We start from the raw sequence: 11,224 nt of genomic DNA on the forward strand, positions 1-11,224 counted from the left end.
GTGAAATTAAATGGAAAAAATTAACAGTAATCACTATAAATCTGCACCCCAAGGAAATCATGTCTTAGCATCTATCAGTTATTTTAGTTTATTTTTTGCTCCTATCATAGTTCCTATTATTGTTTGGATTTTTGCAGATAAGCCAACTTCACAACATGCATCTAAGTCTCTTGTTTATCATATCATTACGTATTTAGGCCCAATCATTGCATTATTAACTGGTTCATTTGGGATATCATTAATGCAAAATGCAACTAATAATTGGATCACTATTATTGTGATAATCATTGCGTGCCTACTGGCATTTGCGACAGTGTGGTATACCATTAAAAATGTATATAGAGGTGTAAGTGTACTAACTTCTGAATCAAGCTTTTTTAATCCTTAAATTGAAAATCATTTCAAATAAACTTTGTAATTAACTAAATTTGACAATATTTAAAACTTTAAAAATCTTTATATACGAATCCTTTAATATCTATTATGATGAACAAAAGGAGACAGATTATAATGAAAAATAAACTTACTTTAGCTTTAATAAGTGTACTCGTTATCATCGGAATTGTCGTGACGATTACTATGGTCGTTTCAAGTCAGAAAAGCACATACTACGGTTATATGAAAAATAGTAACACAGCTGAAAAGGTTGTAAGTGAAAAAGATGGCCTTGTAACACATAATGTAAAGCTAAAAACGAATAGCGATTTCAAACCTAAGAAAGGCGATTTTGTTAAACTCGTTTCAAAAGATGATGGCAAGACATTTTACAAAATGCAAGTCGTAAAGCACGATGATATTCCTCATGGTCTAATGATGAAGATTCACGAGATGGATATGAAAATGTAAATATTAAAAAGAACCAATAGCTCATAATACGTCTACAACACACTGTTGGAATCCCAACAATGTTCAGTTACGTTATGCTTAGATATTGGTTCTTTTTTTATTTAACTTATTAGTTTGTTGATTGCTTTTTCTTATCTTTCAAATACAATAACAATTCAATAATAAAGACAATAATAAGTGAAAAGCCAAATAATGGCATTAAAATGCCTAAAATAATTAATAATACAATTACTGGTAATGACATTGGCTTTTTAACTCTATGAGGTACTTTAACCGTCTTTCCTTTCAAACGCTTAATCCATGAAGTAAATCCAAAGCCAATAGCTACTAGTAATGCAAGACAAACCAATAGATTAATCACTTTATTAGCAACACCAAATAAGTGTCCTTCATGCAAAGGAATTCCCCAAGTAAACCATTTACCAATAATGCCATATTCTTGATATTTCACTTGTCCTAAGTCTTTGCCATTATATTGATCCATATATAATGTTTTTTCATCATATGGAGAAACATCTAGACCTGTAACACCTGTATTACTACCCTTAGAAATAGTGAATGTACCTTCTACGCTTGATGGATAAACGATTGAAAATGGTTTGTTAAAACCATCTTTTTCAGCTTTTTTGATTACTTTATCTAAAGAAATTTGATGCTTCAAATCTGTTTGTGGCATAGCACCTCCACCATGATGTGCTGCATGCTCACCAGATGCTGGTTGTTTGTTACTTCTTGTCGCCCAAGGAATTTCGTTGACATCTGACTTAGGTGGATTAATTGCCAATTCAGATTGACCTAAACTACCCGAATTATTCATAACATCTGCAATTTTAGCTCCCATAAAGCCTGACCATGGCAAACCAGTCAGGACAAGTACAAATATAGGTATTGCAATGATTACGCCAATAATGCCGTGCCATTTTTGAAACTTTAATTGTTTACTTTTATTGCTAATGAGTTTTTTCTTAATTAGTAAATAAGTCCCCGAAATAATCATAAAGATCGTCCAACATGCCGTTAATTCAACTAAATAATTAATAACAGTATTCTCTGTAAATAAAGAACTATGTATATTTCTAAGGACATTCGCGTATGTATGTTTGGCATTCTGATCAGCAACAATTTGATTATTATGATCTAGAAAGACATACCTTTGGTTACCTGCCATATCATCTAATGTAATTCTCTTATTATAAGGTTCGTCTAGTATACTAACCTTACTAACATAAAAGCCATCGAATTTTTTCTCCACATCATCAATAGCTTGATTCATAGATTGATGTGTCTTATTCGAACTATCTCCGAAAAATTCAGTTTTATAAATATTATTTTCAACTTCTTGATAAAATAAATAACCAATGCCTGATATCGTCAAGGTAATCAGCAATGGTGTTATAAATAATGCCGCGTAAAAGTGCAATCTTTGTAGTGGATTAAATGTATTCTTCAACCTATTACCCCCTCTCTTTCAACATTATAAATAACTATGAAAATTAATATGTAGATAAATTGTGACTTTTTAATAATATAGTGTTTTATTTTTTATAATTAAATTATTTCATTTTCAGTTTACCACTAGCAAATATAAAAATAGACTAAGCGGTCCATACTTTGACTTACAAAGATCGACTACTTAGTCACATAATTAATAATATATAACAATGATTAACTACTTTTACTAAATAATAAATTGATTGATAACGTGATTAATATAGCACCTACCGCATAATCAAATATAGCTTTTACTTTTCTGTTGTTAAATAATAATTTAATATATTGAAAAATATATACACAGAAAATAAACCACACCAATATAACTGTAGTCACTATTGCTGATAAAATGGCAATTTGTGTAGAAACACCATCACCAGCCGTAATAAACTGCGGCAAAATACTTATGTAATATAATAAAGCTTTCGGATTTAATAATGTACTTAAAAATCCTTGTCGATAAGAGTTTAAATAGCTAATTTGTTTAGCTTGCATATGATCCTGGGAGAAGTCCATCCCTTGCCTTGCAGTAATAATACTTTTAATACCTAAATAAATTAAATAACATGCACCAAGTACCTTAATAACTAAAAATACATAATACATATTCGCTAAGATAAAAATAATTCCAAACACTGCTAATAAAGAATAACATACATGTGCACTCGTTATACCTAATGCTGCCATTGCGCCATTTCCTTTACCTGATGTAATAGAATTCTTCATTACTACAAAGAAATCAGGACCAGGAACAATAATGATCATTAGTGTGATGGTTATAAATGCTGCGAGTCCTTCCATCATATACACCTCCTATTCATTTATCCTATCAATCAACCCATACTGGTGCAATAGTATCTGAAAAATCATGCTGAAATCAATTACATTATCAAAAAGTTGAATAAAATTAATTAAAAAAATTGTAGCGTTTACATTGTGTATTTGTTTAAAACTTGATATATTATAAGTGTAGTTGGGAACCGACTACTAGTCTTTTATATTCATGAACATATTACTCTAAAAGCGATGCCTTAAGGCGTCGCTTTTTCCTATTTTGACAGACTTTTTATATCTTATTAACTATCTTAACTTAATAATTTTAATCCTACAGTACTTGCAAGAATTACCACAATACATAATATTCGCTTTATATCCTTAGACTCTTTATAAAATATCATCCCCAACAAAGTTCCACCTACAGCACCTATTCCAGTCCATACAGCATATGCTGTACTCATAGGTAACTCACTCATCGCTACTGAAAGTAGAATAAAACTCAATATAAATGTTACACACATCATTAATAAGTTAACTTTCTTACGATAACTGACATAAGCATTCAAAAAATTAATACCTAACATTTCAAATATCCCAGCAAAAACTAAAATAATCCACATCATTATACTTCCTCTCCTTTATTTTTTGTAACCAACTTCAATCCAATTACGCCAAGTAATAAAGTGAAAATTAGAATCACTTTTCCAATATTCAATCCATGTGCAAACACTAAAACGTCAAATATCGTAACACCTGTTGTTCCTAATCCAACAAATACTGCATATGCCGTACCAACAGGCAAACTTTTAGACGCATTGATTAATAGATAAAAACTCAGCACGATAGCAATTGCAGTCAATAACCACTCAATTGCTGACGATGCATGCGTCAAACCAACTACCCAACCTACCTCAAACATAGCTGCAATAACAATCTTAATCCAATTCATCTCAATTCCTCCTTAAATAAATAAAAAAGCCTGGGAAACAGTAAAAATTACTATCTCCCAGGCTTTTATCCTTCCGTGTCACATTTAAAATGTGGCTTTCTCTCGGACCAGACCAATTGTAATTACATTGCGGAACCCTAGAAAGCTATTATTAAATTTCATTATATCTTAGCAAATAGTTAATTATAATTCAACCTAGTATCATTCAATTTCATACATTATAATTATTTTAATTTAATGAAAGCGTTTCACTCGTTTTATATACTCTAGATTAAAATTATTTTAATTTATTTAAGCAAAACTCTCTACATTTTGTACTTTTTCATGTATAATAAGAGTTACATTATAATAATTCTAATTTAAGTAATGTTTGTATTAGTTTTCTACTTCAAGTTCAATTTATCAATTAGAATTATAAAATTTAGAGAAAGAGGGAATTAATATGCAACTATTAAATTATAAAATGCACAATGACGAACTTGTCGCTACGGTATTATCAGATAAAAAACAACTTTTTAAATATAGTTTCGATGTGACTACACCTGAATATGAAATTTTGGATGTTTTAGAAGAAATAAATGAGCATGTAGATAACGGTCAACATCCATTAGGTTGCTCTTTATTGAAAACATTCACATATGAGGACGTGAGTCGTCACCATGCCTTATCATAATCATAAAGTTATTTATCCAAGATGAGTATTACTGTAAATCTTACACAGTATACTCATCTTTTAATTTTTGATTTTGATAAATCGCCATGCCAGTTTTCAATTTTCTGAAGCCCATTTTCTCATATAAAGCTTCATTACCTGTAGTAGAAATTAAATGCACACATGACAATTCCCCTAGATGTTCAAGCATCAGATTAATCATTGCTTTACCTATCCCTTGCTGTTGATAATCTATATGAACCACTAAATCATATATCGCTGCATTGAACACACCATCTGACAATGCACGTATAAATCCAACTACTTTAGCATCTTTTTTTGCGATAATAACATGTGTACTAATATTAAATATTTTGATAATATCTTCTTGCGAATGCCCTTCCCAACCATTAGAATGGTATACCTCCATCATATCTTCCACATCATTTATATTAAATTGATATTCGTATTTCAATACCATATCAAACAACCACCTTATCCTTACATTTGAATCAAATACATATTTCACATTATTTAAAATTGACATTATAAATTTATTATTTAATGACTATGCATTGATTAATAACAGTTTAACATGGTTAATAAAAAATTCCTGTTAAAATCACTACAGTAAAACTGATTCAGAAACACTTTTTTATATGTAAAGCTTTAATAAGTTATCTATATATTTTAACGGGTACATGTATAATAAATAGCCTTGCTCTCACCTATGCAGTAAGGAGGGATATCAATGTTATATTTTGCTATTCTATTGATCATTATTGGTGTCGTATTATTAATCATTAATAAATTAACACCTAAGCGCAAAGATGTGAGTAAGAAACAAAGTTATATTAGTTTTGGCGTTATTTGTTTGATTGTCGGCGTATTCTGGCTTATTGGTGCTATCATCAAAATGAACCTCTAATAGGATTAATTATTTATATTTAAAAAATCAGGAGTTTCTGTAGAATGACCTTCCGTATTTTCATACATTGATCCATTCTGCTCAACTCCTGATTCATATTTAACTATAACAGTGCTGCTCTAATTTTCACATTATACTCTAGATATGCCTTCAAACAACTTAACATATAGACCCATCCCTCTTTTTGTCCTAACAATTGCTCTACTTCAGTTTTGTCAAAATCTTGTTCAATTGTAGTCACAATAACGCCATTGTCATTTTCCTCAAAATGTATGTCGACAGGATGATTTCCCCATGTAAACTGAATTAAGCGATTTTCTTCCATATGAACAATCTCAATATCTAATTCTGCATTATATTCAACATATTTTAGTGTAATAGTTTTTCCTGTTTCCCATCTTTCAGAACTATGAGAAAACCAAAATCCTGAAATTTCCTCTGGATTAACAAATGCTTCATAAGCTTTATTGGCTGGAACATTGATTTGCATCTGAGTTTGAATATCCATATATCCACTATCCCTTCTTTATTTCTAACTATATTTAAGTTAAACTATTTTACTTCATTATAAAAGTGACGATATATTAATAAATCTACCCTTATAACATTTTGCAAAACTAAACTAATTTTATATACTAGTTTGTAATTACAACTATATATTTTAGGAGATGATTTATATGTTGAACAGATTAGATGAAGTAATGATTTATGTTTATGATCATGATAAAGTGATGCAGTTTTGGACTGAACACTTGAATTTCACCGTTTCAGAAGACACAGCAGAGATGGGCATGCGTGTCGTTAAATTATTACCACAAGATCAAGCAGAAACTGCTATTGTCCTCCAAGACAAGAAAAAGGTTGATGAAATGGATATGGGCGTAAGTACTGCAACTCCATCACTGATATTTGCAACTACACAATTCGACGAACTGTATCAACACTTAAATGATAATGATATTACAGTCGGCGATATTATGACTTTACCAATGGGTAGAGTGTTTAACTTTGCTGATCCAGAAGATAATTATTTTGCGGTAAAAGAAGTTAAATAATACACTTTAGGATATCTATAAACTGTATTATTCTTAAACACATACTTCTCAATATAATAATCGATTTAACCTAACTGTAAACAAATAACAATATCTTATTATAATTGTATTTGTTATAATCTTGTAATCAATCATTCTAAATCGTTTGGAGCTTTAAATGAGAAGTATTATAAAGGATTACCTATATTATGTAATCATGTTAACTATTGTAATAATCATTTGTTTAGTATTATATATACTCTATATCTGGAAACAAGACCAACCAGCAAATAACGACTATTACAAAGATTTTGCAGCACTCAAAGCAGACACGAAAGCACATAAAGACTGGGAAATTAATACTAAAACAACGAATAATAAAGACATTCTTATCACCGCAATTCACGGTGGAGGTATTGAACCAGGCACATCAGAATTAGCCAAAATCATTTCTAAAAAAGGTGATTATAATTTATATAGTTTCGAAGGTTTATTACCATCAAACAATAAGAAACTCCACATCACCTCAACAAACTTTGACGACCCTAAGTTAACGGAAATGGTGTATAAATCAAACGAAGCCATTTCTATTCATGGTATTGAAGAATACAACAAAGCCGTTTATATTGGTGGAAAAGATAAGAAAATGGCAAAATCTATTACTAAGCACCTTGAAAAGGAAGGCTTTAATGTTAAAAAAAGTCCACGCTACGTTAATGGCGATTCAGAACATAACATTATAAATAAAAATGATAGTGGTTCTGGTGTACAAATAGAAATATCGACTAAATACAGAAAGCAATTTTTTGAAGATGGTAAGTTAAATCGTTCAACACGTGAAAACACAAGTCACTACAGACAAAATATTTATGATTTTGCCGAAGCTGTAACTAAAGGTATCAAGGAACAGACAAATAAAAAATAACAACTTTATAACATGAAACATTCATTACACAAAGCACGCTTTCGCGTAAAAAGACAATTTCTATTGTAATTATATAGAAATTGTCTTTTTCATTAATAACAATACGCAGTATATTAATTACATTTTTGTAAGGTATATTGTCACATTAAATTGTAGATATCATATATACAAATCTCTAGAATATAATTATAAATCTCTCTAAGGAGGAATTATTTTTGAGATTACTCTACAAGCTCATATTACCTATCTTATTATTGTTCGTTTTCATCTTTTTAGCATTATTTGGATGGAAACTGTATGCTGAAAATCATCAAGATAATAATAAAGTACGCGATTACGCTAAGTTTAACCCTTTAATTCACAACGAATATTATTACGTCAAAATACAACAACCAATCAAAAAAAACGTTAATTATGCAGATAATGGTCAAAAATTTATTAGCTATACTTATAAACAAATTTCAGCCAATCATCAAGGTAACACAAAAGAAATTAAGTTCAACTCATTTAATGAGCATAAATTAAAACCAAATCATTACTTAAAACTTGAAATACGTTTAGGTGATACCCAAAGTTATAAAGAAGTACAGAAACAACAAGTACCAGAAGCTGCATTAGACAAGATAGACAACTAATTGAATCAATACACGAACATAGCAGATCCGCTCTAAAAACGAGTGAGCGAATCTGCTATGTATATTTCATTTATTAACGCGAATACAACTGGTTTCTGCAAAAAATGATTTATCCTTAAAGATGGTCTCTTGCTTTCAAAACATACTCTTAAAATCTTTCTACTATCAAAAATCCATTTCATTAAGACAAGACTACATGATACCCTTTAAATACATTACTTAAAATGAGATAATAATTATAAAGATTTTATAAATTAGTAATAAAAATAAAGTTTCTGATTTTAATAAAAGAATCAAGAATAGCAATAAGTAACCGGAGGGATCATACACAATGCCGTATAATCACCAATTACAAAAAGCAGCTAAACAGAGCTCCAAAAATTATTAGCAGTCTTACCTATCTATATATTCTTTTTTTTCATAACAATACATACTATTTTGACTAAAGATAGTTTATTAGCTAAAGGTATTTCAGCGGTTTGTTTCATCATCTTTGCAACAATGTTTTTGTTGGCCCTTAGAAAAATATTTGAAAATAAAAAACGTATTAACTAAACCAAAACAATGCTTCATCACAAAATAACTTCTTTCGATAATCATTTTGTAATCTTTCTCACTAGGGTATCATACTGTATTTAACAAAGAACATTAAATCGTTATGCCACATCCCCCACTATTTTCGATAGCAGGGGGATTTTTTGGTGTAGCTATATTTGTAAATGCATTGTTATGCTTGTTTGCATATACATGAATGTCACAACAATACCTTATAAACTCATAGTTATAATTATAATAATAACGCGCATCTCCATAACCGCCAACCTTTTCAATTGAAATACTTCCCTGGGAGCTAAGTTGATTCAATAGTAATATTAGCTAAAGCCCCTAATGCACTACAATAATATAAATTGTATATAGATATCAGCTAAAAGAAAGGTCATCATTTTCCATAAATTTTTAGTCTCAATTCAGCATAACTCTAATTTCACAAACTCTAGAAACACAAAATAACCCCGTAAGCCTATGCCTACGGGGTTGTTCAGATACAATAACTATTATTGTTCTTCTTTAACATATGGTAATAATGCCATATGACGAGCACGTTTAATAGCTAAAGTTAACATACGTTGATATTTAGCTGAAGTGCCTGTTACACGACGTGGTAAAATTTTACCGCGTTCTGAGATAAAACGTTTTAATAATTCTGTGTCTTTATAGTCGATGTGTGTAATTCCGTTTGCTGTGAAGTAACAAACTTTTTTACGACGACGTCCGCCTCTTCTTGGTCCACCTGCCATGGTTAACTGCCTCCCTTGTTGATTATTTTTTTATAACGTTCATATGCGTTCTTTATCAATCACTCTATGGCGATTCATGTTTATACGTTTCTATTATTAAAAGATTTATAATATGTGTGAAATATTGTATTAAATCTTTACGTGTGTGTATATGTGCACCACTAATAGTATAAAATTATATGACATTTGTCAATATGTTCTAAACTATAAATACACATTTCATAGTAATATTTTCATCTTTCAACAATTCAACGCATAAAATATCACATATCACTCAATCATCACAATTAGTGATTTAAGACGAGTTTGATTTTTTCACTGAATCCATCGTATTGGTTATTGATAAAGAAATGTCCGCCATCGAAAAATTGATAATCAACTTGGCCTCTCGTTAAATCTGACCACTTGTAGATATCTTGATCACAAATCTTATCTTGTTTTCCAACAAAGACAGAAATATTTGCTTTTACTTTTTCAGCTTTAGGCTTATTATCGTAGTAATCTATTGCTAAGAAGTCATTCTTTAGAGAAGGTTTTACAAGTTCCCATAGTTCTTCGTGAGCTAATACCTCTTCTGGTGTACCGCCTTTATCTTTAATAAATTGCTTAAATTCTTCGTCAGTCATATTGGCAATATTATTGTTACGGTCTATGCAGCCTATAGGTTCACTTGCGCAGAGAATCATATGCTCAGGTCTATAACCTAGTTCATCTAATTTGTAATATAATTCATAAGCTAAAATAGTTCCTAAGCTATAACCAAGTAGGATAAATGTTTCTGGCTCTTCTTTAACAATTTGATTTGCTAAATCATCAACCATGTCTTCGATGCTATCTAGTGCATCTTCAATCAGTCTTTCACCACGACCAGGTAACTCTAATGGTTTAAATTGGATGTGGCTCGGTAATTTGTCTTTCAACGGATAATATAAGGTTTTGCTTCCCCCTGCAAACGGAATACAAAATAATGTTGTCTTTGCCATATTCTCGCCCCTTAACATATACATTCTGCATTAAATGTATGTGTGATGTCTGTGAAATTTACTTTTATATCTTGATTAGCAGTTTCTAAAATTATTGATAATGCATATTGATTAAATAATAATTTATGAAAACTGGATAAACGTTGTTCTTGATTATTTACTAATTCAATCATCTTATAAGTGTGTCCTTCTGGCGTAATTGAAAAGCTATCTAACGCTTTATATATTCCAGTTCCAAGCATCTTGATATAACATTCTTTCAATGTCCACACTTCAAAAAAACGGTTCAACTGTGCTTGTTCATTGTTATCTTTCATGATGTATTGATGTTCAGCCTGCGCAAAATAATTTTTGGCAATCGTTAAGTCGATAGGTTCTACTTTTTCTATATCAATACCTACATTCATGTCACTAACGATACAAACCGAAAAACCATCCGTATGCGAAATATTTAAGTGTTTGTTATATGGCCTATACAACAAAGGTTTCCCATAATCGCCTGTTTTAAACGCAATATCGTCAATTTCATGACCAGTTGCCGCTTTAACACAAAAACACTTAAACAATTCTGAGTATTTAGCATTACGTCGTTTATTTTGATAAATTGAATCACTGGTATCTAATAAATATACAGTAACTTCCACTGTATCACTTCCACATTTTGTATTAGCAAAGCAATTGAAGCAGCAAATAAGTATTTGCTGCC

The 11,224-nt window shown here is 30.4% G+C and carries 16 protein-coding genes and 1 riboswitch; of the genes, 7 read left to right on the plus strand and 9 right to left on the minus strand.

The annotated features are described in order from the left end of the window. The first annotated feature begins 10 nt into the window (after positions 1-10). Positions 11-388 (plus strand): DUF4870 domain-containing protein, encoded by a 378-nt coding sequence (locus tag ACY191_RS00390; RefSeq protein WP_042737606.1) that lies wholly within the window; start codon positions 11-13, stop codon positions 386-388. A gap of 122 nt (positions 389-510) precedes the next feature. Next, complete coding sequence (locus ACY191_RS00395) at positions 511-846, plus strand: DUF4889 domain-containing protein (RefSeq protein WP_042737607.1); 336 nt, start codon at positions 511-513, stop codon at positions 844-846. 109 nt (positions 847-955) lie between these two features. Here ACY191_RS00395 and ACY191_RS00400 read toward each other — a convergent pair whose 3' ends face one another. The 4 genes from ACY191_RS00400 to ACY191_RS00415 all read right to left on the minus strand — a co-directional run bounded on the left by ACY191_RS00400 (position 956) and on the right by ACY191_RS00415 (position 4,063). After that, positions 956-2,296, minus strand: coding sequence for a PepSY-associated TM helix domain-containing protein (locus ACY191_RS00400; RefSeq protein ID WP_229366832.1), 1,341 nt, complete (start codon positions 2,294-2,296; stop codon positions 956-958). 215 nt (positions 2,297-2,511) lie between these two features. Further along, the gene (locus ACY191_RS00405) at positions 2,512-3,138 is read right to left on the minus strand and encodes a LysE family translocator (protein ID WP_042737609.1); all 627 of its coding nucleotides are present in this window, start codon (positions 3,136-3,138) and stop codon (positions 2,512-2,514) included. A 284-nt stretch (positions 3,139-3,422) separates the two neighbouring features. Beyond that, on the minus strand, positions 3,423-3,737 hold the full coding sequence (locus tag ACY191_RS00410; RefSeq protein WP_042737610.1) for a DMT family transporter: 315 nt from the start codon (positions 3,735-3,737) through the stop codon (positions 3,423-3,425). Continuing rightward, positions 3,737-4,063 (minus strand): DMT family transporter, encoded by a 327-nt coding sequence (locus ACY191_RS00415; RefSeq protein WP_042737611.1) that lies wholly within the window; start codon positions 4,061-4,063, stop codon positions 3,737-3,739. Before ACY191_RS00415 ends, ACY191_RS00410 begins: the two co-directional genes overlap by 1 nt. Before the next feature lie 52 nt (positions 4,064-4,115). Continuing rightward, a riboswitch (guanidine-I (ykkC/yxkD leader) is annotated at positions 4,116-4,215 on the minus strand. A 290-nt stretch (positions 4,216-4,505) separates the two neighbouring features. Here ACY191_RS00415 and ACY191_RS00420 point away from each other — a divergent pair. After that, on the plus strand, positions 4,506-4,736 hold the full coding sequence (locus ACY191_RS00420) for a hypothetical protein (protein ID WP_042737612.1): 231 nt from the start codon (positions 4,506-4,508) through the stop codon (positions 4,734-4,736). 40 nt (positions 4,737-4,776) lie between these two features. On the opposite strand, the gene ACY191_RS00425 is transcribed toward ACY191_RS00420, so the two are convergent. Continuing rightward, positions 4,777-5,196 carry a GNAT family N-acetyltransferase gene (locus ACY191_RS00425; RefSeq protein WP_042737613.1) on the minus strand — a complete coding sequence of 140 codons (420 nt, stop codon included), beginning with the start codon at positions 5,194-5,196 and terminating at the stop codon, positions 4,777-4,779. 270 nt (positions 5,197-5,466) lie between these two features. Between ACY191_RS00425 and ACY191_RS00430 the strand changes: the two genes are divergently transcribed. Next, a complete protein-coding gene (locus ACY191_RS00430; RefSeq protein ID WP_182475059.1) occupies positions 5,467-5,643 on the plus strand; it encodes a hypothetical protein in 177 nt (58 codons plus the stop codon). 103 nt (positions 5,644-5,746) lie between these two features. Here ACY191_RS00430 and ACY191_RS00435 read toward each other — a convergent pair whose 3' ends face one another. Next, the gene (locus ACY191_RS00435) at positions 5,747-6,151 is read right to left on the minus strand and encodes an SRPBCC domain-containing protein (RefSeq protein ID WP_229366831.1); all 405 of its coding nucleotides are present in this window, start codon (positions 6,149-6,151) and stop codon (positions 5,747-5,749) included. 169 nt (positions 6,152-6,320) lie between these two features. Between ACY191_RS00435 and ACY191_RS00440 the strand changes: the two genes are divergently transcribed. The 3 genes from ACY191_RS00440 to ACY191_RS00450 all read left to right on the plus strand — a co-directional run bounded on the left by ACY191_RS00440 (position 6,321) and on the right by ACY191_RS00450 (position 8,237). Next, positions 6,321-6,698, plus strand: a complete 378-nt coding sequence (locus tag ACY191_RS00440; protein ID WP_229366830.1) for a VOC family protein — start codon at positions 6,321-6,323, stop codon at positions 6,696-6,698. A gap of 157 nt (positions 6,699-6,855) precedes the next feature. Next, entirely contained in the window at positions 6,856-7,602 is a 747-nt protein-coding gene (locus tag ACY191_RS00445) for a poly-gamma-glutamate hydrolase family protein (protein ID WP_229366829.1), read from the plus strand. A gap of 215 nt (positions 7,603-7,817) precedes the next feature. Further along, the gene (locus tag ACY191_RS00450; protein ID WP_042737617.1) at positions 7,818-8,237 is read left to right on the plus strand and encodes a YxeA family protein; all 420 of its coding nucleotides are present in this window, start codon (positions 7,818-7,820) and stop codon (positions 8,235-8,237) included. A 1,055-nt stretch (positions 8,238-9,292) separates the two neighbouring features. Here ACY191_RS00450 and rpsR read toward each other — a convergent pair. The 3 genes from rpsR to ACY191_RS00465 all read right to left on the minus strand — a co-directional run bounded on the left by rpsR (position 9,293) and on the right by ACY191_RS00465 (position 11,162). After that, entirely contained in the window at positions 9,293-9,535 is a 243-nt protein-coding gene (gene rpsR / locus ACY191_RS00455; protein WP_042737618.1) for a 30S ribosomal protein S18, read from the minus strand. A gap of 287 nt (positions 9,536-9,822) precedes the next feature. After that, positions 9,823-10,518, minus strand: coding sequence for a thioesterase II family protein (locus ACY191_RS00460; protein ID WP_042737619.1), 696 nt, complete (start codon positions 10,516-10,518; stop codon positions 9,823-9,825). Positions 10,519-10,529: 11 nt separating this feature from the next. Next, positions 10,530-11,162 (minus strand): 4'-phosphopantetheinyl transferase family protein, encoded by a 633-nt coding sequence (locus ACY191_RS00465; protein ID WP_229366828.1) that lies wholly within the window; start codon positions 11,160-11,162, stop codon positions 10,530-10,532. Positions 11,163-11,224: the final 62 nt, after the last annotated feature.

The organism is Staphylococcus sp. TCBT05 (assembly GCF_055179755.1).